21 protein-coding genes are annotated in these 25,791 nt (G+C 70.6%); 13 read left to right on the forward strand and 8 right to left on the reverse strand.

Annotated features, from left to right (window positions below; translation table 11 throughout):
* Nucleotides 1-4: 4 nt before the first annotated feature.
* Nucleotides 5-1,720 (reverse strand): DUF1800 domain-containing protein, encoded by a 1,716-nt coding sequence (locus tag KY572_RS10185; RefSeq protein WP_224242351.1) that lies wholly within the window; start codon nucleotides 1,718-1,720, stop codon nucleotides 5-7.
* A 388-nt stretch (nucleotides 1,721-2,108) separates the two neighbouring features.
* Between KY572_RS10185 and KY572_RS10190 the strand changes: the two genes are divergently transcribed.
* From KY572_RS10190 to KY572_RS10200, 3 genes are all read left to right on the forward strand, one after another.
* Nucleotides 2,109-2,447 (forward strand): tetratricopeptide repeat protein, encoded by a 339-nt coding sequence (locus KY572_RS10190; protein WP_224242352.1) that lies wholly within the window; start codon nucleotides 2,109-2,111, stop codon nucleotides 2,445-2,447.
* Nucleotides 2,448-2,514: 67 nt separating this feature from the next.
* Complete coding sequence (locus KY572_RS10195) at nucleotides 2,515-3,999, forward strand: DNA-3-methyladenine glycosylase 2 (protein WP_224242353.1); 1,485 nt, start codon at nucleotides 2,515-2,517, stop codon at nucleotides 3,997-3,999.
* Nucleotides 4,000-4,016: 17 nt separating this feature from the next.
* Nucleotides 4,017-4,532, forward strand: a complete 516-nt coding sequence (locus tag KY572_RS10200) for a methylated-DNA--[protein]-cysteine S-methyltransferase (RefSeq protein ID WP_224242354.1) — start codon at nucleotides 4,017-4,019, stop codon at nucleotides 4,530-4,532.
* On the opposite strand, the gene KY572_RS10205 is transcribed toward KY572_RS10200, so the two are convergent.
* Nucleotides 4,529-5,707 (reverse strand): hypothetical protein, encoded by a 1,179-nt coding sequence (locus tag KY572_RS10205; protein ID WP_224242355.1) that lies wholly within the window; start codon nucleotides 5,705-5,707, stop codon nucleotides 4,529-4,531. The two genes, KY572_RS10200 and KY572_RS10205, sit on opposite strands and share 4 nt — an antisense overlap.
* Nucleotides 5,708-5,834: 127 nt before the next feature.
* A complete protein-coding gene (locus KY572_RS10210) occupies nucleotides 5,835-6,887 on the reverse strand; it encodes a hypothetical protein (RefSeq protein ID WP_224242356.1) in 1,053 nt (350 codons plus the stop codon).
* 106 nt (nucleotides 6,888-6,993) lie between these two features.
* Here KY572_RS10210 and KY572_RS10215 point away from each other — a divergent pair, with 106 nt between their 5' ends.
* Nucleotides 6,994-7,533 carry a hypothetical protein gene (locus tag KY572_RS10215; protein ID WP_224242357.1) on the forward strand — a complete coding sequence of 180 codons (540 nt, stop codon included), beginning with the start codon at nucleotides 6,994-6,996 and terminating at the stop codon, nucleotides 7,531-7,533.
* Nucleotides 7,534-7,549: 16 nt separating this feature from the next.
* Here KY572_RS10215 and KY572_RS10220 read toward each other — a convergent pair whose 3' ends face one another.
* Nucleotides 7,550-8,566 carry a TetR family transcriptional regulator gene (locus tag KY572_RS10220; protein ID WP_224242358.1) on the reverse strand — a complete coding sequence of 339 codons (1,017 nt, stop codon included), beginning with the start codon at nucleotides 8,564-8,566 and terminating at the stop codon, nucleotides 7,550-7,552.
* 174 nt (nucleotides 8,567-8,740) lie between these two features.
* Nucleotides 8,741-10,150 carry a sigma-54-dependent transcriptional regulator gene (locus tag KY572_RS10225; RefSeq protein ID WP_224242359.1) on the reverse strand — a complete coding sequence of 470 codons (1,410 nt, stop codon included), beginning with the start codon at nucleotides 10,148-10,150 and terminating at the stop codon, nucleotides 8,741-8,743.
* A 136-nt stretch (nucleotides 10,151-10,286) separates the two neighbouring features.
* Here KY572_RS10225 and KY572_RS10230 point away from each other — a divergent pair, with 136 nt between their 5' ends.
* On the forward strand, nucleotides 10,287-10,868 hold the full coding sequence (locus KY572_RS10230; RefSeq protein ID WP_224242544.1) for an NUDIX hydrolase: 582 nt from the start codon (nucleotides 10,287-10,289) through the stop codon (nucleotides 10,866-10,868).
* Between the two features lie 157 nt (nucleotides 10,869-11,025).
* Complete coding sequence (locus KY572_RS10235; RefSeq protein ID WP_224242360.1) at nucleotides 11,026-12,822, forward strand: methyl-accepting chemotaxis protein; 1,797 nt, start codon at nucleotides 11,026-11,028, stop codon at nucleotides 12,820-12,822.
* 31 nt (nucleotides 12,823-12,853) lie between these two features.
* Here KY572_RS10235 and KY572_RS10240 read toward each other — a convergent pair whose 3' ends face one another.
* A complete protein-coding gene (locus KY572_RS10240; RefSeq protein ID WP_224242361.1) occupies nucleotides 12,854-14,323 on the reverse strand; it encodes a sensor histidine kinase in 1,470 nt (489 codons plus the stop codon).
* A gap of 10 nt (nucleotides 14,324-14,333) precedes the next feature.
* The gene (locus tag KY572_RS10245) at nucleotides 14,334-16,115 is read right to left on the reverse strand and encodes a monovalent cation:proton antiporter-2 (CPA2) family protein (RefSeq protein ID WP_224242362.1); all 1,782 of its coding nucleotides are present in this window, start codon (nucleotides 16,113-16,115) and stop codon (nucleotides 14,334-14,336) included.
* Nucleotides 16,116-16,197: 82 nt separating this feature from the next.
* On the opposite strand from KY572_RS10245, the gene KY572_RS10250 reads away from it, so the two are divergent.
* From KY572_RS10250 to KY572_RS10260, 3 genes are all read left to right on the forward strand, one after another.
* Nucleotides 16,198-17,673 carry a potassium/proton antiporter gene (locus KY572_RS10250; protein ID WP_224242363.1) on the forward strand — a complete coding sequence of 492 codons (1,476 nt, stop codon included), beginning with the start codon at nucleotides 16,198-16,200 and terminating at the stop codon, nucleotides 17,671-17,673.
* Between the two features lie 55 nt (nucleotides 17,674-17,728).
* Nucleotides 17,729-18,238 carry a hypothetical protein gene (locus KY572_RS10255; protein ID WP_224242364.1) on the forward strand — a complete coding sequence of 170 codons (510 nt, stop codon included), beginning with the start codon at nucleotides 17,729-17,731 and terminating at the stop codon, nucleotides 18,236-18,238.
* A 129-nt stretch (nucleotides 18,239-18,367) separates the two neighbouring features.
* Nucleotides 18,368-20,443, forward strand: a complete 2,076-nt coding sequence (locus tag KY572_RS10260; RefSeq protein WP_224242365.1) for a cation:proton antiporter — start codon at nucleotides 18,368-18,370, stop codon at nucleotides 20,441-20,443.
* Nucleotides 20,444-20,455: 12 nt separating this feature from the next.
* Here the strand turns inward: KY572_RS10260 and radA are convergent, their stop codons facing one another.
* The gene (radA, locus tag KY572_RS10265; protein WP_224242366.1) at nucleotides 20,456-21,817 is read right to left on the reverse strand and encodes a DNA repair protein RadA; all 1,362 of its coding nucleotides are present in this window, start codon (nucleotides 21,815-21,817) and stop codon (nucleotides 20,456-20,458) included.
* 214 nt (nucleotides 21,818-22,031) lie between these two features.
* Here radA and KY572_RS10270 point away from each other — a divergent pair, with 214 nt between their 5' ends.
* From KY572_RS10270 to KY572_RS10285, 4 genes are all read left to right on the forward strand, one after another.
* The gene (locus KY572_RS10270) at nucleotides 22,032-22,298 is read left to right on the forward strand and encodes a GlsB/YeaQ/YmgE family stress response membrane protein (protein WP_224242367.1); all 267 of its coding nucleotides are present in this window, start codon (nucleotides 22,032-22,034) and stop codon (nucleotides 22,296-22,298) included.
* A 179-nt stretch (nucleotides 22,299-22,477) separates the two neighbouring features.
* Nucleotides 22,478-22,753: a hypothetical protein gene (locus tag KY572_RS10275; protein ID WP_224242368.1), complete on the forward strand. Its 276-nt coding sequence runs from the start codon at nucleotides 22,478-22,480 to the stop codon at nucleotides 22,751-22,753.
* A gap of 121 nt (nucleotides 22,754-22,874) precedes the next feature.
* A complete protein-coding gene (locus KY572_RS10280; protein WP_224242369.1) occupies nucleotides 22,875-24,185 on the forward strand; it encodes an alkaline phosphatase PhoX in 1,311 nt (436 codons plus the stop codon).
* Nucleotides 24,186-24,282: 97 nt separating this feature from the next.
* Nucleotides 24,283-25,569: a CotH kinase family protein gene (locus KY572_RS10285; RefSeq protein WP_224242370.1), complete on the forward strand. Its 1,287-nt coding sequence runs from the start codon at nucleotides 24,283-24,285 to the stop codon at nucleotides 25,567-25,569.
* The last annotated feature ends 222 nt before the right edge of the window (nucleotides 25,570-25,791 follow it).

The following is a 25,791-nucleotide window of genomic DNA, read 5'->3' on the forward strand; positions in this document are numbered from 1 at the left end:
GGGCTCACTTCTGGACGATGAACTCGGGTGAGGCCACGGTGAGGAGCGCGGCGGCGCGCACCCGGTTGCGGCGCGCCGCCTCCACCTGGGCCTGGTTGGAGCCGTTGGGCACGGGCACCAGGATGGCGCCCACGGCGGCCACGAGCTCGCTCCGCAGCGTCGGGGGCATCTGCCCATAGAGGAACAGCTGGTTCATGCGCTCCACCAGCTCGGTGGGCGAGTCGGCGAGCGCCAGCTCCGGCGACGAGCCGCTCACGTTGAAGTCCAGCTGCACGTCCCGGCGCGTGGCCCGCGCATCCAGCCCGAAGTGGCCCACGCCATACTGGAGCGCGTCCCGCATGAAGTTCACGTAGCCCGCCGCGGAGGTCTCGTGGACGAGCTGCATCTCGGGCACGGTGAGCCCCAGGGCTCCGGCCTGGGTGCCAGGGGGCACATGGCCGGGCATGAAGAAGTTGAACACGCTCGGGGCGCGCAGCGGCGTCTGCCCCAGGAGGTAGCTCGGGTCATCCGTGAAGCCCACCAGGAAGGAGGCCGAGTCGGAGTGAGCCCTCAGCGCTCGCAGCACGTTGGTCAGGCGCACCACCGGCTCGCGAATCTTTCCGAAGGTGGGGTCCGCCAGCTTCGTCATGTCCCGGGCCTCGGGATCCAGCAGCACCGCGCGGATGACGGCCTTCATGTCCCCGCGGACGCCCGCCCCGTTGTTGGCGAAGGCCGAGGCCACCCGGTACACGTAGTCCGGCGAGGGGTGGCTGGTGACGAGCCGCTGGATGAGCTGCCGGGCCAGGAAGGGCCCCACGTTGGGGTGCTGGAACAGCGTGTCCAGGGCCACCTGGAGGCTGGCGGCCGGATCCGACTCGGCCTGGGGAGCGATCACCGCCCTGAGGAAGCGCTTCTCCTGCCGCGAGTGGTACTGGGGATAGCTGCGCATCGCCCTGTAGAGCCGGGTGAAATCCTGCTCTCCCTCGGCGGTGCGCCCCGCGTAGAAGCAGTTGATGTCCGGGCCGGCGGGGCAGGCCCAGCTCCAGCCGGTGAACACCCGGGCCAGGTTGACGACGTCGCTCTGCGAGTAGGTGAGCAGGGCAGTGCCATCCGCGCCCAGCACCCGCGTGCCGTCCGGGTTGAGCACGTGCAGCCCGATGGAGAACAGCTGCATCACCTCGCGTGCGAAGTTCTCGTCCGGGTGACGCCCCAGCAGCGCGTTGCCCTTCTGGTTGCGGATGTGGGACAGGTACAGGCCCATCATCGGGTGGAGCGACACCGCCTCCAGCAGCTCGCGGTAGTTGCCGAAGCCCTTCTGGCCCAGCATGTCCAGGTAGCCGGCCGCGCCCTGCGGGCTCTCGCCCACGGAGGTGTCCACCATGGAGATGACGAGGATCTCGGACAGCGCGAAGGCCACGCGCTGGCGGAGCTGATCCGTGCCGGTGACGGCCTGCTTCCAGAAGCTGTCGAGCACCTCGCGCTGGCCGGCGCTGGCCAGGGGCTGGGTCGCCTTGAGCCGGCTGTCCGCGGCCTCCCAGGAGAGCCGGTGCAGGCTCTGGGGCAGCGCGAACTGCTCGTCGAGCCAGGCCCTGTAGCCGATGGCCATGAGCCGATCCACCTCCGCGTCGGTGGGGCCGAACGTCGCCTGGGTGAGGAAGCGCGCCGCCTCGGCGCGGGTGGCCGGTAGGTCGGAGGGGGCCAGTGGGCCGCCACCGTCCGTGTTCATGCCTCCGTCCGACATCGACGCGTCCCCGTCCTCCTCTCCGCACATGGGGCTCGAGAAGCTGCCGCCGTGGGCGAGCCCCTCGTCGGAAGCTCCGCCGCACGCGAGCAAGCCCCAGGCCGCCACGAGGGTGAAGAGGGGAACGAGGAGGTGACATCGCGGACGAGAGGCCCGGGCGTCTGAGAAGGGATTGGACGGGAGACGCATGAATATTTGATACAAAAGCGAAGAATTTCCATGCACGAGACTTTGGCCTGTCCTGGAGTTCAGGATGCCTTTTGACCCGGTAAAGACAGACATGGCTTTGTGCTCTGGACACCCAGGTGTGGGAGGGCACGCGGGGGGCTTGACTCAGGGGCTGCGAGCAGTGGAGGGCCAGGGGCGCACGTCTCCCTTGGCAACCGTCGTGGCTCTCCTCTATCAGGGGGGCATGAGCGATGCCCGGTTGGAGCAGTTCAAGCAGATGGCGGCGGAGTTTCCCGACTCGCCCATGGCGCACTTCTCCCTCGGCAAGGCGTATCTGGAGCGCCGGCAGTATGCCGAGGCGGTGAAGAGCCTGGAGGCGGCGGTCCGGCTGGATGCCAGCTATGCGGCGGCCCTGGTGTCCCTGGGGGATGCCCACGTGGGAGCGGGGCAGGAGGCCCAGGCGCGCGAGGTGCTCGGAAGGGCGCGGGAGCTGGCGCTGGCCCAGGGCCACCCGGGGCTCGCCGAGGAGATAGACGAGCGGCTCTCGGAGCTGTCCTGAGCAGGCCGGGGCGTTGATGTCCAATTCTGGCGAGCGCCCCGGATCCAGGCCTGCCATCTCTTCCTCCATGGCACCTCAAGATCTTCTCGATCAGGACCTCTGCTACCGGGCGCTCTCGGGGAGGGATGCTCGGTTCGACGGGCGGTTCTTCACCTGCGTGAAGACGACCGGCATCTACTGCCGGCCCATCTGCCCCGCGCGGACGCCGAAGCGTGAGAACTGCGTCTTCGTCCCGAGCGCCGCGGCCGCCGAGGCGCTGGGGTATCGCTCCTGTCTGCGCTGCCGGCCGGAGACGGCGCCGGACACGCCCGCCTGGGCTGGGACCGAGGCGAGCGTCGCGCGGGCCCTGAGGTTGATCGACGAAGGGGCGCTGGATGAGGGCTCGGTGGAGCAGCTCGCCACGAGGCTGGGGGTGGGCGTGCGCCAGCTCCACCGCGTGTTCGTGCGGCACCTGGGGGCGAGTCCACACGAGGTGGCCAGCAGCCGGCGCTTGCTGGCGGCCAAGCAGCTCATCACCGAGACGTCGCTGCCGTTCAGCGAGGTGGCCAGCGCCGCGGGCTTCCAGAGCCTGCGCCGGTTCAATGATGCGGTGCGGAAGGCCTACGGTCGCAGCCCGAGCGCCCTGCGTCGTCCCACGAAGAGCACGGAGGCGGGGGCTTCGGCGGCCATCTTACTCCGGCTCGGCTATCGCCCGCCGTTCGACTGGGAGCGGGTCCTAGCCTATCTCGGAGGGCGAGCGATCCCGGGGGTCGAGGGGGTGACGGCGGAGACCTACCGTCGGACCTACCGCCTGGGCGGCGGCACCGGCCTCATCGAAGTCTCTCACCAGCCGGAGCAGCGCTCCCTCTCGGTTCGCATCGACGGTGCGGGGACCGCGCCTGTTCGGCAGATCGTGGCGCGCCTGCGCAGGCTGTTCGATCTCAACGCGGACCCCGCGGCCATCGGCCTGGCGCTCGGAGGCGATCCGATTCTCGGGCCTCGCCTCGCGCGGGCGCAGGGCCTGCGCATCCCCGGCACGTTCGAGCCCTTCGAGCTGGCGGTCCGCGCCGTGCTGGGCCAGCAGGTCTCCGTGAAGGGAGCGACGACGCTGGCGGGACGCCTGGTGCAGCGCAGCGGCAAGCCGGTGGGCGACGCGCGAGATGGGCTCACTCACCTCTTTCCGACGCCCGAGGAGCTGGCCCAGGCGGACCTGTCCGGGCTCGGGCTCACGGGGGGACGCATCCATGCCTTGAAGAGCCTGGCGGCGGCGTGCGCGTCGGGGGCGTGTGAGCTGAAGCCGGGCCAGAGCCTCGAGGACAGCGTGGCGCGGCTCGTGACGCTGCCGGGCATCGGCGAGTGGACGGCGCACTATGTGGCGCTGCGCGCGCTCGGTGAGCCCGATGCGTTCCCCACGGCGGACCTCGGCCTTCGCAAGGTCGCGGGCGGCGGCGTGGCCATCGAGCCTCGGGTGCTCGAGCGCATGGCGGAGGCCTGGCGCCCATGGCGGGGCTACGCGGCGCTGTTGCTGTGGACGGAGCCCATGCTCGACGCAGTGCCGAGCGTGGCGGCCTGAGCGCGGAGGACACAAACATGAGAATCCCCATGGCGGATGCCCTCGCCACCACGCGTCTCGACACTCCCATTGGAGAGCTGCGGCTCGCCGCGAGCCCGGAGGGCCTGGTCGCCATCCTCTTTGCTTGCGACGAGAAGACGCTGCCCGCGGCGCGAGGCACCGCGCCTGCTCGGGCTCACCTGGACCGGGCCTGCACGGCGCTCCAGGAGTACTTCGCGGGCCGCCGGACGACTTTCGAAGACGTGACGCTCGCGGCGGGTGGAACGGAGTTCCAGCGTGAGGTGTGGCGCGCCGTGAGCGGCATTCCCTTCGGCCAGACGGTCAGCTACGCCCGGGTGGCAACCCGGATTGGCCGCCCCAAGGCGGTGCGCGCGGTGGGGCTCGCGAACGGGCAGAACCCGATTCCTCTCATCGTGCCGTGCCACCGGGTGATCGGCTCCAACGGGAGCCTCACGGGGTTTGGCGGGGGCCTGCCCACGAAGAAGTGGCTGCTCGAGTTCGAAGGGGCGCTGGCAGCCGCGCATCGCTCCTAGGAGATGACGCCGCGCAATTCGGCGCGGATCGCATCCGCCCGGTGGCGGATGTAGACGTCCGGGTGGGCCGCCGCCAGCCGGAGCACCTCCGCCAGCCGGCTCCGGAGCCCCGAGTCCATCGCTCTCCAGTCGATGCCGGCCAGCTTCGTGAGCGCCGTGCGCCGCACGTCCAGGTCCGTCTCCCGCTGGAACGCATCCAGCAGGCCGCGCGCCGTCTCCTTCACCGAGTCCGCGTCCGGAGGCGGGCACCAGTACAGCGCCCGCATCGCCCCCGCCTTCTCGGCGTCCACGCCCTGCCGCATGTACCAGAGCAGCCGCTCGTGCACCTGCGCCAGGCCCACGCCTCGCACCGCCGCATCCACGAAGTGCCGGTTGCGGCTCGGGTCCTGCTCGTAGATGGCCGCGCAGATCAGCGGCTCGAGCAGCTTCGGGTGCACCGACTCCGTCAGCCGCACCAGCCGCACCACGAACCACTTCTTCCGCTCGTCATAGAGCGCGCTGCCCAGCCACTTCAGGTCCTCCTCCGAGGCCTGCAGGTAGTGCGCCGCCATGGCCGGCAGCCGGGCCGCCTCCTCGTTCGCCTCGGAGTGAGCGGAGGGCGGCTCCGTCTCTCCTGGGTATGGGTAGGCCATGTGGAAGCGGCTCAGGCGCAGGAAACCCTCCGCCCGGGCTTCCCAGTCCCGCGTGTCCGGGTGGCTGCGCGCGATGGCCTCCAGCACCGCCGCGCGCAGGCGCAGCCGCTCGATGCCCAGCATCTCCAGCGCCAGCTCGCCATGCCCCGGCGAGTCCAGCGGATCCGCCGGCCCCGCCGTCACATCCAGCCGGTCCGGCCGCAGCGCCAGCAGCAGCGAGCCCGTCGTCTGCAGGCCCAGCAGGTTGCCCTCGTCCTGCACGTGGAGGATGACCGAGGCCAGCGGCCCCGACAGCTCCTTGGGGCCCTGCAGCACCAGCGGCTCCGGCGTCACCGCCAGCTCCTCCAGCGGGTGCTCCACCCGCTCGGCCGTCAGCCCCAGCGCGGCGCACGCGGTGCCCGCATGCCCGGTGTCTCGCACCAGCGCGCGCAGGAGATCTCCCGTCGTCAGGTGTGGGCCTCGCGAGAGCTGCTTCGCACGGACCAGGTTCTCTCCCACTTCACGGCCGAGTCCCTGCTCGTGGGCATAGGCGGACCAGTCCAACGGGTGTCTCCTTCCCTGGAATGAAGAGGGGCGCTGCCTGAGAAGCGCCATGCTCGCACATCCCGGCGCTCGATGATCTCTCCCACCCCCCGCGCCTTCGTGCGGAAGGCCACAAGTCTACCCGGACCTACATGCGCCAGGTCAGCCCCACCCCCGCAACCTGCCGGAGATAGGACAGCTCGTTGCGCGGCAGGCGGGTGCCATAGAGGGAGTAGGACAGCTCCACGTCCAGGTGCTCGCCCATGGGGCGCGCCAGCTTGAGCGACAGCGAGTTCTGCCCCTCGTCCTCCTCCAGGAGGACGATCTCCGGCGAGAGGTAGATGCCGTCCGGGTAGCGGCTCAGCCCCAGGGCTCCCTGGGCCAGCAGGGTGACGTGCCACGGCAGCCGTAGCCCCGCGCTGGCGCTCAGCCGGTGCCGCAGCATCGTCTCGCCGAAGCTGTTGGAGCTGATCTCCTGGAAGGAATAGGTGAGCCCCAGCGCCACCGGTCCGCGGTAGGTGTAGGTGGCTCCCGCCGCCAGCGCCCCGTCCCTCCGGCGGCCCAGGGAGAAGCCCTCGAGCCCCTCCGGGGGGAGACGCGCCTCCACGCTGTAGCGCCGCGCGCCGTAGTCCCCGAAGACGCTCAGCGAGTGGCGGCGGTTGAAGCGGTAGCGCCCCAGGAAGCCCACCTCGGAGCCGCCGAAGTTCGCCTGCCAGTCCGGGCGGTAGACGAAGCGGTGGGCTCCGGCGCGGATCCGCAGCGCCAGCCGCACGTCCGGCACGTACTCGAGGAAGACACTGGCCCCCAGGTCCGAGTAGTCCCGGCTGCCGCCGCGCCGGTCCTTGGCTCGCCCCTCCACGCCCAGGCCCAGCTGGGTGCCCAGGGCCGTGGAGCCCTCCAGCGCCGCGGCCTGCACCAGGACGTCCTCGGTGGGGTAGCGGATGTACTTTCGGCCTCCCAGCTCATAGCGGCCCACCAGCTGGAGGCTCTCGCCGGTGACGCGGCCCTCGCCAGCGGCCAGCAGGCTCAGGCCCATGTCCGGCAGCGGCGCCGGCGTCTGGGAACTGTGGAAGTCCCGCGGCGCGTTCGAGTCCACCATCAGCCGGGTGGTGAGGCGCAGGGCTCCCTCCGTGTCGGCGGCGCGAGCTCCCCCAGGGAGCACGAGAGCGGCGAGCAGGAGCGTGGAGAGGGGCCGTAGCACGCACACCCACCATACCGTGGGCTTTGCCTGCACGCCTTGTTCACGAGAAGCCGGGGCCGCCCGCCTCGCCGGTGACGGGGCGACGGACCCCCGTTACAGTCCCCTCATGCGTCTCGCATCTCTGATCCCCCCCTGGGCCTGCCTCGCGCTCGTCGCCTGCGCCCCTGCCTCCTTTCCTACGGAGCTCAAGGGCGAGAGCACCGTGCCCTCCGGCCCCCCCGGCACCACCACTGGCCTCAACGCCTTCCCCCCCATCGCCAGCTTCAGCGGGCTGGACTTCAACCAGAACCAGGACTTCAAGAACCAGGGCATCACCAAGGACGAGGTCAGCTCCGTGCGCGCCAAGTCCCTGGAGCTGCGGCTGCTGAGCCCCGGTACCGCGGACTTCACCTTCCTGGACACCCTCGAGTTCTTCGCCAAGGCCGGCGATCAGGAGGAGCGCATCGCCCGCAAGCAGGACATCTCCCGGCTGAGCCTCTCCGCTCCCAACCCCGTGCTGAGGATGGACATGGTGGACGCGGAGCTGCAGCCCTTCGTCGCCGCGCCCTCCATGAGCTTCATCGTCCGAGGCAAGGGCCGCATGCCCGAGCAGGAGGTGCGCCTGCAGGCCGTGCTCGTGCTGGATGTGCAGGTGGACCTGTTCTGAGCCGGCCCGGGGGCGCCTACTTCAGCTCGCGCACCCGGCGCTCGATGGCCTGGGCGCGTGCGTCCAGGTCCTTCGCCAGCGACTCCAACTGCCTCGCCTCGGCCTCGAGGGTGGCCAGGTTGTCGAAGTCTCCGGCGGCCAGCTGCTGCGCGCGCACCCGGTTCACCTCGGGCCGGTGATCGCTCGCGCGGACGGGCTCCGACGCGGTGGACACGCCCGGGGTGGTCTCCGGCGGCGGGCGCTGCGGCGTGCCATCATTCTCGATCAACAAGCCCGGAGGGCCGTCGCGGGGAGGCGTCGGCTCCGCCTGGAGGTCCTTGTTGGAGTTCATCCGCAGGCGCATGCGCCGGTCCTGCTCGTCGAACATGGCCTCCTCGCCGAGGAAGTCATTCATCCGGCGCTCGAGATCCTTCTCCTCGCGCAGCTCGGCGATGCGCGTCTTCAGCGCGCCCAGCCGCTGCTTCACCTTGTCCTCGGAGTCGCGCAGCGCGTCCGCCTGCTCGAGCAGATCCTCGGGGTCATCGCTCGCGTCGGCGGGGCTCAGGGCCGGCACGCGCGAGGCGGGCAGGGCCGCGCGCACCGCGTCCCGCTCGGTGCGCAGCTCGCGCATCCGCGACAGGAGCCGGGAGCGCTCCTGCCTGTCGCTCGTGGCGTCCCACGCCGCCCGCACCCGCGCCAGCTCCTCGGACAGCGCCGCGTGCAGCGCCACGTGGGCGCGCTCGGACTCGCCCTCCGCGCTCGCCACCGCCTGCGCCAGCCCGGTCAGCTCGCCGCTCAGCTCCTGCGAGCGCCGCAGCGCCTGATCCAGCTCCGCGCTCGAGGTGAGCTTGCCCTGGCGCTCCGCCTTGAGCGTCTCGATGCGAGAGGCCAGCCCGTTCAGCTCTCCGCGCAGCGCCTGCTGCCGCTCGCGCAGCGCGCGCACCCCCGCGCGTGCCGCCTGGGCCTGCGTGCGTACCGCCTCCAGCCCCGAGGCCGCCCATGCGGGCGCTCCAACGAGCAGGCACAGCAGCAGCAGGGGCAGGGGGCGCTTCATGACTCCCCCATCCTCAGCAAAGCAGATGCCAGCTCGCAAGCCCGCACTGGGCTTCCGCTGCGAACAGAAGCCCAGCAGTTCCGAGGGGTTCGGAACCGGGGGCGCACACCCCCGAGCGGGCTGGGGCGGTGGAAAGTCACGGGGGAGCGGACGTAACCATGGTTTTTCGAGGGTTCAACCCTCCTCGGGGGCCTCCCCCTTGGAGATGAAGCCGTACTTCTCCAGCTTGTAGTACAGGGCGGACGTCTTGATGCCCAGCAGGCGAGCCGTCTCCGTCTTCACTCCGCCGGCTTTCTCATAGGCCCGGGCGATCAGCTGCCGCTCGATGTCCTCGAGGATGTCTGGCAGCGGACGGTCCCCGTGGGGGATGGGCAGGCCGGTGGCGTCCGTGCGCGGCGTGCTGGTGCTGAGGTGCGAGGGCAGGTCCGCCTCGGTGAGCACCTCGCCCTCGGCGAAGACGAGCGACTGCTCGATGACGTTCTCCAGCTCGCGCACGTTGCCGGGCCACGCGTGGCGGGCCAGGGCGCGCAGGGCGCTGTCGTCCAGGCCCTTCACGCGCCGGTTCACCCGGGGGGCGTGCTTGGTGACGAAGTGGCGGGCCAGGGCGGAGATGTCCTCGGGGCGCTCGCGCAGCGGGGGCAGCATGAGCGGGACGATGTGCAGCCGGTAGTAGAGGTCCTCCCGGAAGCGGCCCGCCTTCACCTCGGCCTGCAGGTCGCGGTGCGTGGCGCTCACCACGCGCACGTCCACCTTGAGCGTCTCCTCGCCGCCCACGCGTTGGATCTCCTTCTCCTGGAGCACGCGCAGCAGCTTGGTCTGCACGGAGGGCGGAATCTCTCCAATCTCGTCCAGGAAGAGGGTGCCGCCGTCGGCCAGCTCGAAGCGGCCCAGCTTGCGCTTCACCGCGCCGGTGAAGGCGCCGCGCTCGTGGCCGAACAGCTCGCTCTCCAGCAGCGTCTCCGCCAGGGCCGCGCAGTGCACGACGACGAAGGGGCCGTCCTTGCGCGGGGACTGGTGGTGGAGCATCCGGGCCACCAACTCCTTGCCGGTGCCGCTCTCGCCGCGCACCAGCACGGTGGCGTCGCTGGCGGCGGCCTTGCGCACCTGGGCCAGCAGCTTCTGCACCGGCTCGCTCTCGCCCACCAGGGTGCCATGGGTGAGGGCGGCGTCGGCGTCATGGGCGGCGGTGCGCGCGCTCAGCTTCTCCACCTGGCGGCGCGTGTTGGCCAGCTCCAGCCCCTTCTCCACCTTGGCGCGCAGCACGTCCGGCGGGAAGGGCTTGGTGATGAAGTCGTAGGCGCCCTCCTGCATCGCCTGCACGGCCGTCTCGATGGTGCCGAAGGCCGTCACCACCATCACCACCGCGGCGGGGTCCAGCGCCTTGAGGGCCTTGGTGACGGCGATGCCGTCCATCCCGTCCATCTTCAGATCCGTGACGACGAGATCGAACGGGGACTTCTTGTAGGCCGCCAGCCCGTCGGCGCCCGAGCGGGCCGCGGCGACGGTGTGCCCCGAGCGGGTGAGGGTGACGGTCATCCCCTCGCGGAGGGTGTCGTGGTCATCGATGACGAGGACGCGAGCCATGGCTGCCTTCTCCCCCAGGTCGGGGGCGGGTGTCACTACAACACATGGCGTCGGCTCGCGGCACCCGGGGACGCGCGCGCCTGTCCGCCACCAGAAGCCGCTGGCGCCGCGTGGCCACATGCGCTTTATCCGCGCCATGGCCTCGACGACGGACTCCGCCCTGCTGGAACTGCTCTCCCACCACGCGCCCGCGGACGCCAAGGAGCGCGAGGACCTGGAGCGCATGCGCGCCTTCGCCTCCGAGCTGCCCAGCCCCTTCTCCCGCTCGCAGCCCACGGCGCACTTCACGGGCAGCGCGGTGGTGGTGGACCCGGCGGGTGAGCGCGTGGTGCTCATCCACCACGGGAAGCTGAAGCGGTGGCTGCAGCCCGGAGGGCACGCGGAGGTGGAGGACGGCGGCAGCATGGAGGCCTCGGCGCTGCGCGAGGCCCGCGAGGAGACGGGCTGCCAGGTGCGGCTGCACCCCGCCGCGCCGCGCCCGCTGGACGTGGACGTCCACCGCATCCCCGCGCGAAAGGACGAGCCCGAGCACCTCCACCTGGATGTGCGCTACCTGGTCATCGCGGAGAACCCGGAGGCGCTGGTGCATGATCCGAACGAGTCCTTCGGCGCCCAGTGGCTGGGGTGGGCCGAGGCGCTGGAGCGGGCCGATGAAGCCCCCTTGCGCCGGCTGCTGGAGAAGGCCCGCGCCGCCGCGCTCGGCGGCAGGGCGGGTTGAGACTCGGAAGGTGGGCAGGCATGGGCTCAACCCATGGCGGGGGGAGTGGGACACCCAGTGAAGGGGGGCGTCCAGCTCTCCTGAATTGAGAGCTTTCCGCGCTTTTTATTTGGAAGGGCAGTTCACAGCGGCGGATTTCTTGGCTTGAATGGCGCCCGTGGATCCTTCCAACGACGATCAGCTCATTCGCGACTTCTCCAAGCGCGGGAGTCTGCTGTTCCTGATGTGGGTGCTGGCACCCTTCCTCATCTGCGCGTACCTCATCGCCATGGCGCTGGGAGTGCCCAGCACCGAGGCGCTGACGTCCGTGGTGCAGTACATGCTGCCCATCTCGGCACTGTGCTGCGTCGCGTACCCGTACGTGGCGCTGCGCTATCTGGCCTCCGAGACGCTGCGGCAGCTGCCCGGGGACGCTCCGGGAGACAGGCTGCGGCGCATCCTGCGGATGCCCTGGCGCGCCAGCCTCTTCATCTCGTACGCGGCCTGGACGGTGGGAGGCTTCGCCTTCGCGCTCATCGTGAGCCTGGTGCACGACAAGGGGCCCATCCGGGTGCTGCTGGGCACGCTGATCGCGTTCTGCTTCGGCGTGGTGGTGTCCTTCCCGTTCGGCATCAGCCTGGAGAGGCTGGGGCTGCCGCACGCGATGAAGGAGCGCAAGGCGCACGCGTCGCTGCTGCTGCAGGGCTCGGGCGCGTTCTGGCCGCGGCAGACGTGGTTCCTGCCCTTCACGTTCGTGGCCTCCATCATCGCCACGCTCATGCTGTGCATCTGCGTGGTGGTGGTGAAGCTGCTGGGGCTGCGCGACGCGCTCCACGCGCAGCTGGTGGCGGAGGGCGCCACGAAGTCCGCGCAGACGATCCAGGACTTGAGCGGCTCGATGTTCTCGGACCTGGCCTTCGTGCTGCCGTGGGTGGCGGTGCTGGCGCTCATTCTTCCCACCATCACCGCGTGGATGCTGGCGCGGCGGCAGGCGCAGGGTGCCAGCGCGGTGGGCAAGGCCATCGAGGGCCTGGCGGTGGGGCGCATCTCCTCTCCGGAGTGGGTGTCCACGGATGAGATTGGCGACCTGGCGTTCGCGCTGAACTCGGTGCTGGGCAAGCTGCGGCAGATCCCGGAGACGCTGGCGTCGTCGGCCACGCGGCTGGTGGCGGCGGGCAAGGAGCTGAGCGAGGCGAACAACGAGCAGCAGCAGAGCCTCAACCAGCAGGCGGCGGCGATCCAGGAGACGCAGGTGACGTCCCAGGAGATCAAGCACACCTCGCAGATGACGTCCGAGCGGGCCGAGTCGATGCTCCGGGTGGCGCGGCGCGCCGAGGAGCTGGGCCACGAGGGCGAGGCGGCCATCGAGCAGTCCATGCAGGGCCTGGCGACGATCCAGCAGTTCGTGGACGCGATGCAGGTGAAGCTGAACCGGCTGGCGGAGAGCGCCACGCAGATCGGCGAGATCACCGAGGCCGTGAAGGACATGGCGGACCAGTCGAACCTGCTGGCGGTGAACGCGGCCATCGAGGCGGCGCGCGCCGGAGACAACGGCAAGGGGTTCGCGGTGCTGGCGCGGGAGATTCGAGCGCTGGCGGACCAGTCGGTGAAGAGCACCACGCGCATCCGCACCATCCTGGGCGAGGTGATTGGCGCCATCCGGGCGGCGGCGCAGATGGTGGAGCAGGGCTCTCGAGACATCGCGGGCGGCCTGGAGCGCATGAGGGCGTCCAGCAACAGCCTGCGCGAGCTGTCCAAGCTGTCGCAGGAGAACTCGGCGGCGATGCGGCAGATCGTCGCGGCGGTGAATCAGCAGAACGCGGGCATCTCGCAGATCTTCAGCGCCATCGCGGACCTGTCGCAGATCATGGACAGCACGCTCAAGCGGCTCGAGTCCACGCAGCAGGCCACGGGCACGCTGGAGGCGGTGTCCACCGAAGTGAGCGAGATGGCCCAGCAGTTCACCGTGAACTGAGCTGCTCGAGGCTCGGGGAGCGAGGCCCCTCTCAGGAGGGGCTCCTCGTGCCGAGCGGCAGCGTCAGCGTGAACGTGGTGGCGCCCGGCGTGGAGGTGAACTCCAGCTCTCCGCCGTGCGCCCGGACGATCTTCCGCGCCAGCGGCAGCCCCAGCCCCGTGCCCTTCTCCCGCGTGGTGAAGAAGGGCTCGAAGATGCGCTCGCGCTCGGCCTCGGGGATGCCGCTCCCGTTGTCCCGGACCTGGATGGCGTAGTGCCGCGCCTCGGCCCGCCCCGTCACCTGGACATGCGCGCCCGGCGGCGAGGCCTGCACGGCGTTCTTCACCAGGTTCACCAGCGCGGCCGTCAGCAGGCTCCCGTCCGCCTCCAGCCGGGCGGGCGCCGCCTCCAGCTCCACCTTCACGCCCTTGGCCTCCGCCTCCATGGCCAGCAGCTCGCACGCGCTCGACAGCAGCGCGGGGGCCTCCACCGGTGCCCGGGCCAGCGGCTGCTCGCGGGCGAAGGCCAGGAAGTCCTCCACGATGCGCTGCAGGTACGCCACCTCGCGCTGGATGCGGCCCACGTGCTCGGCGGCGTCGGTGGCGCTGCCGGCCCGCAGGTCCTCCGCGAGCAGACCGGAGAACAGCTCGATGCCCCCCAGCGGGTTGCGCACCTCGTGCGCCACCCCCGCCAGCATCAGCTTGAGCTGCCGGTCCCGACTCTCCAGCGCCCCGCGCATCTCCTCCAGCTCCCTGGCCAGCACGCCAATCTCCCGGGTGGGCTCGGGCGGCACGGGCGTCGTCAGGTCTCCCCGCCCGATGCGCAGCGCCGAGTCCATCAACCGCCGCAGCGGCCGGGCCAGCCCGCGGGCCGTGAGCACCGCCACCGCCGCCAGCACCGCCAGCGCCACCGCGGTGGCCACCGTGAAGGTGCGTGAGAGCTGCGCCAGCGGACCGAAGAAGGCCGCGCTGCCCTCCACGGCCACCGCGCCCACCACCGTGTCTCCCTGCAGCACCGGCGCGTAGCCCGTCTTGTAGAGCCGTCCGTCCGAGCCCTTGAAGAGCACCTGGCTGGCCGCGCGCTCCCCGGCGAACACCCGCGTCAGCTCCAGCCTGTCCCTGGCCAGCTCCGGAACCTCCACGCCCACGGGCAGCCCGCCGCCCACGTCCACCCGCACCCGCCCCTGCACATCCACCGCGAACACCCGGCGCACGCCGCTCGACTTCTGCACGTCCGCCAGCAGCCGGGTGAGGTTGCGCCACGTGCGCGTGCCCTGGACGTCGTCCCCGGGCTCGATGGTGAGCATCCGCTCTCCGCTCACCTGGCTGGCTGTCGCGGCGGCGATGGCCGACAGGCTCTGCCCCAGTTCCTCCTCCAGGATGGAGCGCGCCAGCGCGTAGCTCGCCGCTCCCGTGAGTCCGAAGAGCGCCAGCGTGGGCAGCAGGAACGCGATCAGCAGCCGCGCCGAGAGCGAGCCCAGCGCGCCGCGCAACCCTGAAGTCGGAGGAGGGGGGTCACTCATGGCGCTCGGCTCAGCCCGCCTTCTTCTCCTCGGCGGCGTCCTTCTCGAAGAGGCTCTCCAGCTCCGCGCGCGCCCGGGCCGCCATCTCGCTGAGCTTCTTCTCGTCCTTGTGGTACGGGTAGGTGGCCAGCATCAGGTCCTCGTCATGCTGCCGGAAGCGCTCCAGCGTCTTGCGGCTCTCCGAGTAGGTCAGCCCCAGCTCCTGGAGGATCTCCCCCGTCATCTCCAGGCTGGAGACCCACGTCTCGCGCATGATGTGCTTGATGCCCAGGTTGAGCAGCCGGTAGGCGTGCTGCCGGTTTCGGGCCCGCGCGAAGATGGTGAGGTGCGGGAAGTGCTGAATCACCGTCTCCGCCGTCCGCACCGACGCCTCTACGTCGTCGATGGCGAGCACGAAGATCTTCGCCTTGTCCGCCCGCGCGGCCCGCAGCAGGTCCAGCCGCGAGGCGTCCCCGTAGTAGACCTTGTTGCCGAACCGCTTGATGAAGTCGATGTGCTCGGAGCTGATGTCCAGCGCCGTGAAGCCGATGCGCTTGGCGCGTAGCAGTCGTGCCGTCACCTGTCCCACCCGGCCCATGCCGGCGATGAGCACGGGGTTGTCCTCCGAGGGAGCCACGTCGAACTCCCGGTGCGTCTTCCTCGTGAGCCGGGGGCGCAGCCACCGCGCGTACGCGGTGAACAGCAGCGGGGTGGTGACCATGGAGAGGCTGACCACGACGACCATCAGGTCCGCCAGCTTCGCGTCCATCACGTGGAAGCCCACCGCGAGCCGGAACAGCACGAAGGCGAACTCGCCGCCCTGCGAGATGACGATGGCCATGCTCAGCGCCTGCTCGTTGCCCCCGAAGGCCCAGCGGCCGATGGCGTAGAGCGCCGCCGCCTTGAGCACCACCAGCCCCAGCACCAGCCCCAGCACCAGGAGCGGGCTCGTGGAGACCAGGCCGATGTTCACCGACATGCCCACGGCGATGAAGAACAGCCCCAGCAGCAAGCCCTTGAAGGGCTCGATGTCCGCCTCCAGCTCGTGCCGGAACTCCGAGTCCGCCAGGAGCACGCCGGCGAGGAATGCGCCCAGCGCCATGGACAGCCCCACCGCGCTCACCAGCGCCGCGGTGCCCATGACGAGCAGCAGCGCGGTGGCGGTGAACAGCTCCTGGCTGTGGAACGAGGCCACCACCTTGAACACCGGACGCAGCGCGTAACGGCCCGCCAGGACGACGCCGACGAGCACCCCCGCGCCCTTGAGGGCCGCCAGCCACGTCGGCTCGGTGGACGGGGTGTCCGAGGTGCCGAGGAGCGGCAGCAGCGCCAGCAGCGGGATGACGGCCAGGTCCTGGAACAGCAGGATGCCGAAGGAGGCCCGGCCGTAGTCGGCCGTCAGCTCGTTCTTCTCAGCCAGCAGTTGGAGGGCGAAGGCCGTGGAGGACAGCGCCAGGCCCAACCCGACGATGAGGGCCGTGGAGGCCTGCAGCCCGGCCACCATCCCTGCTCCCGCCAGCAGCACCCCCGTGCCCACCACCTGCGCCCCACCCAGTCCGAACACGGACTTGCGCAGCTCCCAGAGCCGGGAAGGTTGCAGCTCCAGTCCGATGAGGAACAGCAGGAGCACCACGCCGAACTCGGCGAAGTGCAGGGTGCTCTCCACCTCCGAGATGGCGCCGATGCCCCAGGGGCCGATGATCATCCCCGCCGCCAGGTAGCCCAGGACGGAGCCCAGCCCCAGGCGCTTGAACAGCGGGACGGCTACCACGGCGGCCGCCAGGAAGATGAGGGCCTGCTGGATGAAAGACATGTTCTCCTCATTGCACAGGCTCCCGCCCGGGAACAATCTCCTGTGCCTCGCCGGGTAGAGTGAGGGCATCCTCCGGGGCCTGATGGAGCCGCTTCCTACCGCCTTCCTCCTCGTCATCGCCGGCGTGCTGATGGCGCTGAGCGTCCTGCTCAGCCGCGCCTCGAGGCGCTTCGGGCTCCCTGTGGCGATGCTCTTCCTGGGCATCGGCATGGCCGCGGGCTCGGACGGGCCCGGGGGCATCGAGTTCAACGACTATGGCGCCGCCTTCCGCCTGGGCACGGTGGCGCTCGTCCTCATCCTCTTCGACGGCGGCCTCAACACGCCCCTGTCCGCCGTGCGTGCCGCCATCCGCCCGGCCTCGGTGCTCGCCACGGTGGGCGTGGTGGCCACGGCGGGCTTCACGGGCGTGGCCGCGCACCTGCTGTTCGGCTTCTCCTGGCCGGTGGCCCTGCTCTTGGGGGCCATCGTCTCCTCCACGGACGCGGCGGCCGTCTTCTCCGTGCTGCGCGGCAGCGGGCTGCACCTCAAGCGCCGCGTGGGCACGACGCTCGAGCTGGAGTCCGGCCTCAATGACCCGATGGCCGTCATCCTCACGATGACCCTCACCCAGAACCTGGTGAGCGGAGCGGCGCTGGCCTGGCGGGAGGTGCTGCTGGATATCATCATCCAGATGGTGGTGGGCGGCGGGATGGGCCTGGGGATTGGCTGGGTGGGCCGGCAGATCCTCAAGCGGCTGCGCCTGCAGGCAGCGGGCTTGTATCCGGTGATGACGCTGGCGCTGGCCTTCCTCGCCTTCGGCGTGCCCACGCTCTTCCAGGGCAGCGGCTTCCTGGCCGTGTACACGGTGGGCGTGATGATGGGCAACGAGACGCTGCGCTACCGCACGGGCCTGCTGCGGGTGCATGACGCGCTGGCGTGGCTCTCCCAGGTGGTCATGTTCCTGGTGCTGGGGCTGCTCGTCTTCCCCGAGCAGCTGCTCGATGTGGCCTGGGTGGGGCTGGGGCTCAGCCTCTTCATGGCCTTCGTCGCCCGTCCGCTCGCGGTGCTGCTCTGCCTGCTGCCCTTCCGCTTCCCGGCGGGGGAGATCGTCTACACCGGCTGGGTGGGGCTGCGCGGCGCGGTGCCCATCATCCTCGCCACCTACCCGGTGCTGGCCGGGGCGCCGGATGCCAACGCGGTCTTCAACGTCGTCTTCTTCATCGTCGTGGTGAACGGCTTCATCCCCGGCGCCACCGTGCCCTGGGTGACGCGCAAGCTGGGGCTGGCGGCCAACGTGCCAGAGCCGCCCCCCGCCGTCCTCGAGATCGCCTCCACGCAGCTGCTCAACGGCGAGCTGAGCGCCTTCTACATCGAAGCGGCCTCGGCCACGGCGGGGGCGCGCATCGCGGAGCTGCCGTTCCCGCCCGAGTCCGCCGCCATGCTCATCGTCCGCGGCCTGGAGCTGCTGGCGCCCAAGGGCGACACCGTCCTCCAGGCCGGGGACCACGTGTACGTCTTCTCTCGCTCGGAGGACCTGCCCTTCCTGCGCCTCATGTTCGGCCAGCGGGAGGACGAGTAGGGGGCTGACCGGATCCGCTTTACGGGATGCCACTGCGCGTAGTACCTGCATTCACATGCGCTCCGGAGCCCTCACAGCACCGCTGCTGATCCAGGGACGGGGAGCGCTCTGGCGAGTGCTGGCGGCCAGTGGGGTCCTCCTGGCACTCGGAGTGTTGGCGGGGGCCTTCGAGCCCGAGGCGCCGGCCGGGGTCTCCGTCACGCTGGAGCGAGGCTCCCGGGAGGGCGCCCAGGTCGTTCGTGGGGCCAGGCCCTCGCTGGGAGCCGCTGCCCAGCGCTCCGGCATGCAGTCCCGCTCCTCGGCGCTTCAGGAGCAGGACGCCATCGCGGGGGGCTCGCAGTCGTCCGGCTCGCTGCCACAGCAGGTGCAGGCGCCGCGCGGGCGGGTGAGGTTCCAGACGGACACGCAGGCGGTGCTGCGGCTGGTCCGCGAGCGGCAGGACGCCATCATCACCGCGTTCTCGCACCGGCTGCGCGATGCCTCGACGCCCGGGGCCGCCAGCCACCCGGCGGATCGCCCGAGCATCGTCACCAGGCCCCTGCGCGGTCCTCCCGCCCCCGGCTGATGTGCCCCTGAGTCGCGGCCCCCCGGGCCGCCCTTGCTGTCCGGCCATCCGCCCTGGCTCTCGCCCGAGGTCCGCGTCCGCGGAGCTCCGTGTGGGGGCGGGGTGCCTCTCCGTTCCAGGTGAACTCCCATGCATGGCGCTCACGAGCTTCTGCAGGCCATCGCGGTGGTCCTGTGCGTCGCCGCGGTCACGACGGTGCTGTTCCAGCGACTGCGCCAGCCCGTCGTCCTCGGCTACATCCTCGCCGGCCTCATCGTCGGCCCCTATGTGCCCATTCCGCTCGTCGCGGACGCGGGCGTCGTCCATACGCTCTCGGAGCTGGGCGTCATCCTCCTCATGTTCTCGCTCGGGCTGGAGTTCAGCCTGCGCAAGCTGTTCTCCGTGGGGCCCACGGCGGGGCTCACCGCCGTCATCCAGTGCAGCCTCATGGTGTGGCTCGGCTTCGTGGTGGGCCGCGCCTTCGGGTGGACGTCGCTCGAGAGCATCTTCACGGGTGCGCTCATCGCCATCTCCAGCACGACAATCATCGCCAAGGCGTTCGATGAGCAGGGCATCCGAGGCCGGCTGCGCGAGCTCGTCGTCGGCGTGCTCATCGTCGAGGACCTGATCGCCATCCTCCTCATGGCGATGCTCACGGCGGTCTCCACGGGCAGCGGCCTGTCCGCGGGGGGCCTGGCGCTCACCGTCGGCAAGCTGGCGGCGTTCCTCGTGGGGCTCGTGGTGGTGGGGCTGTTGATCGTCCCTCGGGCCATGCGGGCGGTGGTCCGGCTCAACCGGCCGGAGACGACGCTGGTGGCCAGCGTGGGCCTGTGCTTCGCGGTCTCGCTGCTGGCCCAGGCGTTCGGCTACTCGGTGGCGCTGGGCGCCTTCCTGGCGGGCTCCCTGGTCGCCGAGTCCGGGGTGGAGAAGGAGGTGGAGCACCTGGTCCAGCCCGTGAAGGACGTGTTCGCGGCCATCTTCTTCGTGTCGGTGGGCATGCTCATCGATCCGACGCTCATCGCCCGCCACTGGGTGGCCATCTTCGTGCTCACGGTGGTGGTCATCCTCGGGAAGATCCTCAGCGTGTCGCTGGGCGCCTTCCTCACGGGCAATGGCACCCGCACCTCCGTCCAGTCGGGCATGAGCCTGGCGCAGATCGGCGAGTTCTCGTTCATCATCGCCAGCCTGGGGCTCACGCTGAAGGCCACCGGTGAGTTCCTCTACCCGGTGGCGGTGGCGGTGTCGGCCGTCACCACGCTGACCACGCCCATGCTCATCCGCGCCTCGGACCCCGTGGCCACCTTCGTGGACCGCAAGCTGCCGAAGCCGCTGCAGACGTTCGTGGCGCTGTACGGCAGCTGGGTGGAGCAGCTGCGAAACGCTCCGCCGCGCCAGACACGGGGCGCCAATGTCCGGCGGCTGGTGAGCCTGCTGCTCGTGGATGCGGTGCTGCTGGTGGGCCTGGTGATCGGTGCCTCCCTCTCGCTCGACAAGGGCTCCGCCTTCGTCGAGGAGAAGGCGGGCCTCGATCCGGTGCTGGCGAAGCGGCTCATCATCGGGGGCGTCTTCGTCCTCAGCCTGCCGTTCCTCGTCGGAATCGTCCGGGTGGCGCGCCGCCTGGCGGCGGAGCTGTCGGCGGTGGCGCTTCCCCTCAAGCCGGAAGGGAAGACGGACCTGGCGGCGGCGCCTCGGCGGGTGCTCGTCGTCACGCTGCAGGGAGTCATCGTGCTGCTGGTAGGCGTCCCGCTGGTCGCCATCACCCAGCCGTTCCTCGGTGGGTTCGCGGGCCCGCTCATCGTGCTGGCGCTCCTCGTGGCGCTGGGCATCTCCTTCTGGCGCAGCGCGACGAACCTGCAGGGGCACGTCCGGGCGGGAGCGCAGGTCCTCGTCGAGGCCCTCGCCGCGCAGTCCCACGCGAAGGCGCACGGCGCCGAGCACGGCGCCACGCCTGAACCCCTGGCACAGGCCCATCAGCTGCTGCCCGGCCTGGGCACCCCGACGCCGGTGCGGCTGGAGGAGACGAGCCCCGCGGTGGGCAAGACGCTGGCGGAGCTGAACCTCCGGGGCGTGACGGGCGCCACGGTGCTGGCCATCCACCGAGAGGGCGCGGATGTCTCCATTCCCACGGCGGGGGAGGTGCTCCAGCCCGGGGATGTGCTGGCGCTGGCGGGGACGCATGACGCCGTGGAGGCCGCCAGGGGCCTGCTGACGGCGCCGGCGTCATAGGGCCACCGCGCCTCAGTCGAACATGGCGCTCAGCGCCTCGCCGAGCGTCTCGACGCCGACCACCTTCAGCCGCGTCTCCTCCAGGCGCCGAGCGCTGCCGCTGGGCAGCACCACGCGCTGAAAGCCCATCTTCACGGCCTCGGCGAGCCGGGGCTCCACCTGGCCCACCGCGCGCACCTCGCCGGCCAGGCCCACCTCGCCGAGCACCAGCGTGTGTGGGTCCATCGGCCGGTTCTGCAGACTGGACACCAGCGCCGCGCACACGGCCAGGTCGCACGCGGGCTCGGACAGTTGCATGCCGCCGGCCACGTTGACGAACAAGTCACAGCCCACCAGGGGGATGTCCTCCTTCTTCTCCAGCACGGCGGCCAGCAGCGCCACGCGGTTGCCGTCCACGCCGATGGCCGTGCGCCGCGCGGTGCCGTAGCCCGTGGGCGCCACCAGCGCCTGCACCTCCACCAGGAGGGGCCGGGTGCCATTGAGCGTGGATGTCACCACGCTGCCGGACTTGCCCACCGGGCGCTCGGCCAGGAAGAGGGCGGAGGGGTCCGGCACCTCCACCAGGCCCAGCCCCTTCATCTCGAAGACGCCGATCTCGTTGGTGGAGCCGAAGCGGTTCTTGTGCGCGCGGAGGATGCGGAAGGGGTGGCCGCGCTCGCCCTCGAAGTAGAGGACGGTGTCCACCATGTGCTCCAGCACGCGAGGGCCGGCGATGGAGCCCTCCTTCGTGACGTGGCCCACGATGAAGGTGGGTACCCCCGAGCGCTTGGCGAAGGCCATCAGCCGCCCGGCCACCTCGCGCACCTGGGTGATGCTGCCCGGCGCGTTGCCCAGCTCTGGCAGGTACATCGTCTGGATGGAGTCCACCACCAGCGCGGTGGGCTTGAGCGACTCGGCGGCGGCGAGCACCCGGTCCGCGTCCGTCTCGGCGAACAGGTGCAGGGCCTGGCTCTCCACGCGCAGGCGCTCGGCGCGCATCTTCGTCTGCCGCAGGCTCTCCTCGCCGGAGACGTAGAGCACCGGCCCATGACGGGACAGCCGATCCAGCGCCGCCAGCAGCAGGGTGGACTTGCCGATGCCGGGGTCCCCTCCGAGCAGCACCAGCGAGCCGTCCACCACGCCGCCGCCCAGCACGCGGTCGAACTCGGCGATGCCGGTGCGGCGCCGCACCTCCGCCTCGCCGCTCACGTCCTTGAGGAGCACCGGCTTGGAGGCTCCGCCCGAGGCGCCCCAGGCCGGGCGCTTCTCGTCCACCTTCGCCGCGGTCTCCTCCAGGAGCGAGCTCCAGGCGCCGCAGTCCGGACACTTCCCGAGCCACTTCGCCGTCTGGTACCCGCACGCCTGGCAGGTGTAGTGCGTCTTCGCCTTCGCCATGGGTAGGGTTCTCTAGCCGTTCCCCCTGACGTTTCCCCCACTTTTTGACGGTTCTCTCGAAGCCGGGGGCAGGCAGCCGTCCGGAGAGCAGGCGGGCAGGGGAGCGCTCGCGATGCAAGGGGCTGCTGTCAAGTTGTCCCCCGGGGACAAGCACCTCACCTTCCTCCCCAATGGCGCCGCACGCTGCGGTGCTCTCCATTCAAGGAGGCAGTCAATGAGTATCATTGCGTTCCTGGTGATTGGTCTGCTGGCCGGTCTGATTGCGCGAGCGCTGATGCCGGGCAATCAGTCCATGGGCCTCATCGCCACCACGCTGCTCGGGGTCGCCGGCTCGTTCGTGGGCGGCTTCGTCGCCTCGTTCTTCTACTCCGATGGCCGCAGGTTCGATCTGCACCCGACGGGGCTCATCTTCTCGGTGATCGGCGCGATGCTGGTGCTCTTGTTGGTGGGCCTGGCCGGACGCAGCAGACGCGTCGTCTGACGCACACGCGGTAGCGAGGGGGAGAGCGGCGGGTTCGATTCCCGCCGCCTCCATCCTGTCACGTGTTTGTCGAGCATGGGCAGGTGCACCTGGAACCTCGTGCCCTCACCCTCGCTTGAGCTCACGGTGATACGCCTGGGCGGGACAGGGGCACTGCCTCCGGGTGATAACCTCCCGAGATGGCAACCCGCCCAGCCGACCCCTACGAGACGCTCGCCCAACGCCTCGCAGGGCGACTCATCCGACGGTGGACGCTTCACGGCGGGGTCTCCGCCAAGGTCCAGGCCCTCGATCTGGAGGCGCTCGCGCTCTGGGAGCTCCTCGTGAGCTCGGCGGCCCTGACATTCATGGACCGCTGGGGGCTCGAGCCTCGGGTGGAGGCCGAGAGGCGCTCGAAGACACGAGCCTTCCTGGATCGTGCGGTGGCCACGCTGGTCCGAAGAGACGGTCGCTGAATCGACCCCCGCCGAAGAAGCTCGAGGAGCCCTCGGAGGAGAACGTCTCCTCGCCAGCGTGCTGGGCGCTCGATCGCCTGTTCGTTCCCCGCGGCCCTCCTCTGGAAGATCCTCGCGGGCCATGAGCCCACGCCCCCTCCTGAACCGTCGCGCGCTCCTGCGCGCAGGTGCCTCGCTCGCGCTCCCCTTCGCGCTGGGCCGCTGCCACCCACCCGAGTCCACCGAAGGGCTCGAGCCGGACCCCGCCGGCATCCTGGACCTGCCCGAGGGCTTCAGCTACCGCATCCTCGAGCGCCGGGGCGCGCTCATGGATGACGGATTCCGCGTCCCGGGACAGCCCGATGGCATGGGCTGCTTCGCGGGACCGGCCGGCAGCAACACGCTGGTGCTGATGCGCAACCACGAGCTGGAGCCGGGGCAGGACGCCATGGGCCCATTCACCGAGGGCCAGCGGCCGGACCTGGCCTACCGCCCGGAGGAGCTCAGCCCGGGAGGCGTGACGCGCGTGGTGGTGGATGCCACCACCTTCACCCGGCTCTCCAGCAACCTCGTGCTGGCGGGCAGCATGCGCAACTGCGCTGGCGGCACCTCTCCCTGGGGCTGGCTCTCCTGTGAGGAGACGCTCGCGGAGGGCCATGGCTACGTCTTCCTGTGCGACCCGGCCGCCAGTAGCCTGCGGGCCCCGGTGCCCATCCCCGGTCTCGGCAGGATGAACCACGAGGCCGCCGTGGTCGACCCGGAGAGCTTCGTCACCTACCTCACCGAGGATCGCAACGACAGCTGCTTCTACCGCTTCGTGCCCGAGACGCCTGGCGCCCGCCTGGGCCCGGAGTCGCGCGGCCGGCTGCAGGCCCTGCGCATCGAGTCCATGCCCCGGGCCGTGAGCGCGGAGGCGAAGCGGGGTGACACCTTCCGGGTGGACTGGGTGGACCTGCCGAGTCCGAGCGCGCAGGACGACACCCTCCGGCGGCAGGGCGTCGAGCGCGGGGCCGCCCTCTTCCGCCGGGGCGAGGGCCTCTTCCTCCACGGTGGCGCCGTCTTCTTCTGCGCCACCACGGGCGGTCCCCAGGGCGGCGGGCAGATCTGGCGCTACCAGCCCGAGGGGCTCCAGGGCGGCAGGCTGGAGCTGCTGGCGCAAGCGGAGGAGCGGGGCTTGCTCGACATGCCGGACAACCTCTGCGTCGCCCCATGGGGTGACGTGGTGCTGGCCGAGGATGGGGACAACGCGCGCTGGCCCAACGAGTTCCTGCGCATCCTCACGCCCTCGGGGGAGGTGCGAAACCTGGCGCGCGGCGCGCTGGGCTCGGGGGGAGAGTTCGCGGGCGTCTGCTTCTCGCCAGACGGGCGAGCCCTGTTCGCCAACATGCAGAGCGATGGCCTCACGCTGGTGATCACCGGCCCCTTCCAGGAGTACACCGGCACGGCGCTGTAGCGCCCACATGCTCCGAGCCTCCCTGCGGCACTGGGCCCCGGAGGGAGGGCTACCGCCCTCTTCGCGCGTGGCTACGTTTCCACGGCGAAGGGGAGGTATGGCTCGGAAAAGCAGAGGCAGCTCGACCTGGCTGCTGGCGGGGATGGCCTGCGGGTTGCTTTCGGCCTGTCAGGCCGTGAACGGCTGGGGTGACACCCTGCCAGGCTGCGAGGCGCTCCTTTCCACCGCCCTCCACGCCGAGGAAGACGGGCTGCCGGTCTTCCATCTCTTCCTCTCGCCCTCCCTGCCGGAGGCGGATGGTGATCAGCAGGCGCGGCTCGTCTATCGGGACCGCTGCCATTCGGTGGAGGTGAAGGTCCGCGGCAACACCTCCCGCGCGTTTCCCAAGCTCAGCTACACCCTCACGTTCGCGCCCAGCGCTCCGTTCGAGGAGCCGCTCCTGGGCGACGGCTTCACCGCCCGGCGCAAGCTGGTGCTGATCAGCCCCTTCAACGACAACTCCTACCTGCGCTCCAGGCTCGCGTTCACGCTGTGGAACCGCATGTCGCCGGACCACCTCCAGGTGAAGACCGGCAGCATGATCCTCTACCTGAACGGCGAGTACTGGGGCCTGTATACGGCCGCTGACCACGTCGACCGTGAGCTGTTGGCGGCGCAAGGGCTCAACCCCATGGGAGAGCTCTTCAAGGCCGTCGAGCCCGAGGCCAACTTCTCACGCCACACGTCCGAGGGCTCGCGCAAGTCCTCGCTCATGGCCGGCTTCGAGAAGAAGGCGGGCCAGCCCGAGCTCGGGCCAGAGGCCTACGAGAGCATCCTCGCGCTCACGGAGTTCGTGTCGGGCGCGGACGCGGAGACCTTCCGGGCCGAGCGAGGCTCGTGGATGGAGACGCTCGACTACGAGGACTGGTGGATCTTCGCGACCCTGGTCCACGCGAATGACTCGGTGGCGAAGAACGCCTACCACTACCGCTCCCCGGGAGCGGAGGGGCGGTGGCGCTACATCCCCTGGGATCTCGATGCCAGCTTCGGCCAGGAGTGGAACACCTGGCGGAGTGCTCCGGAGCTCTTCGCTGACTTCGCGGATCGCAATCACCTCTTCGCGAGGATGCTGGCCGACCCCTCCATCGCCGAGCCGATGCGCGAGCGCTACCGGACCTTGCTGCGCGACGAGCTGAACGTGGAGCGGGTGCTCGGGCTCATGGAGCAGTACGCGCGGGAGCTCGCTGCGGCGGCGCGGCGCGACGAGGCCCACTGGGGCGGTGCCTACCGCGACTTCCGGCGGTGGAGAGACCGCACGGACTTCACCACCCATGAGGAGGAGATCGAGTACCTCCGTCAATGGGTCCGCAGGCGGTGGCACGGGCTGGAGCAGCAGCTCCCCTGAAAACGCGGACAGGCGCGGGTGGGCCCATGGCTGGCCGCCGGAGCAGAGACGGCGTCTGGCAGAAGACGGCCTGCAAGCTACTGGGGTAATGGTCGGCTCTTCCCTCCATTCCTACTCTCGGGCGCACGGTTGCAGGGCGAGGCCTCCAGGCATTGCCCCGGATCGTCTGAACCCGCCACCCTCTCAATTCTTGTCATGCAACCGCCGAGGGGGCGCGCGCAC

The sequence above is a fragment of the Hyalangium gracile genome (genome assembly GCF_020103725.1).
In the GTDB taxonomy this organism is placed as follows: Bacteria; Myxococcota; Myxococcia; order Myxococcales; family Myxococcaceae; genus Hyalangium; species Hyalangium gracile.

What these genes read in the sequence shown, in the direction of transcription:
- KY572_RS10185 (WP_224242351.1), bottom strand. Translation starts at nt 1,720, where the DNA reads ATGTCGGACGGAGGCATGAACACGGACGGTGGCGGCCCACTGGCCCCC.
- KY572_RS10195 (WP_224242353.1), top strand. Translation starts at nt 2,515, where the DNA reads ATGGCACCTCAAGATCTTCTCGATCAGGACCTCTGCTACCGGGCGCTC.
- KY572_RS10200 (WP_224242354.1), top strand. Translation starts at nt 4,017, where the DNA reads ATGAGAATCCCCATGGCGGATGCCCTCGCCACCACGCGTCTCGACACT.
- KY572_RS10215 (WP_224242357.1), top strand. Translation starts at nt 6,994, where the DNA reads ATGCGTCTCGCATCTCTGATCCCCCCCTGGGCCTGCCTCGCGCTCGTC.
- KY572_RS10220 (WP_224242358.1), bottom strand. Translation starts at nt 8,566, where the DNA reads ATGAAGCGCCCCCTGCCCCTGCTGCTGCTGTGCCTGCTCGTTGGAGCG.
- KY572_RS10225 (WP_224242359.1), bottom strand. Translation starts at nt 10,150, where the DNA reads ATGGCTCGCGTCCTCGTCATCGATGACCACGACACCCTCCGCGAGGGG.
- KY572_RS10230 (WP_224242544.1), top strand. Translation starts at nt 10,287, where the DNA reads ATGGCCTCGACGACGGACTCCGCCCTGCTGGAACTGCTCTCCCACCAC.
- KY572_RS10240 (WP_224242361.1), bottom strand. Translation starts at nt 14,323, where the DNA reads ATGAGTGACCCCCCTCCTCCGACTTCAGGGTTGCGCGGCGCGCTGGGC.
- KY572_RS10245 (WP_224242362.1), bottom strand. Translation starts at nt 16,115, where the DNA reads ATGTCTTTCATCCAGCAGGCCCTCATCTTCCTGGCGGCCGCCGTGGTA.
- KY572_RS10250 (WP_224242363.1), top strand. Translation starts at nt 16,198, where the DNA reads ATGGAGCCGCTTCCTACCGCCTTCCTCCTCGTCATCGCCGGCGTGCTG.
- KY572_RS10255 (WP_224242364.1), top strand. Translation starts at nt 17,729, where the DNA reads ATGCGCTCCGGAGCCCTCACAGCACCGCTGCTGATCCAGGGACGGGGA.
- KY572_RS10260 (WP_224242365.1), top strand. Translation starts at nt 18,368, where the DNA reads ATGCATGGCGCTCACGAGCTTCTGCAGGCCATCGCGGTGGTCCTGTGC.
- radA (WP_224242366.1), bottom strand. Translation starts at nt 21,817, where the DNA reads ATGGCGAAGGCGAAGACGCACTACACCTGCCAGGCGTGCGGGTACCAG.
- KY572_RS10270 (WP_224242367.1), top strand. Translation starts at nt 22,032, where the DNA reads ATGAGTATCATTGCGTTCCTGGTGATTGGTCTGCTGGCCGGTCTGATT.
- KY572_RS10275 (WP_224242368.1), top strand. Translation starts at nt 22,478, where the DNA reads ATGGCAACCCGCCCAGCCGACCCCTACGAGACGCTCGCCCAACGCCTC.
- KY572_RS10280 (WP_224242369.1), top strand. Translation starts at nt 22,875, where the DNA reads ATGAGCCCACGCCCCCTCCTGAACCGTCGCGCGCTCCTGCGCGCAGGT.
- KY572_RS10285 (WP_224242370.1), top strand. Translation starts at nt 24,283, where the DNA reads ATGGCTCGGAAAAGCAGAGGCAGCTCGACCTGGCTGCTGGCGGGGATG.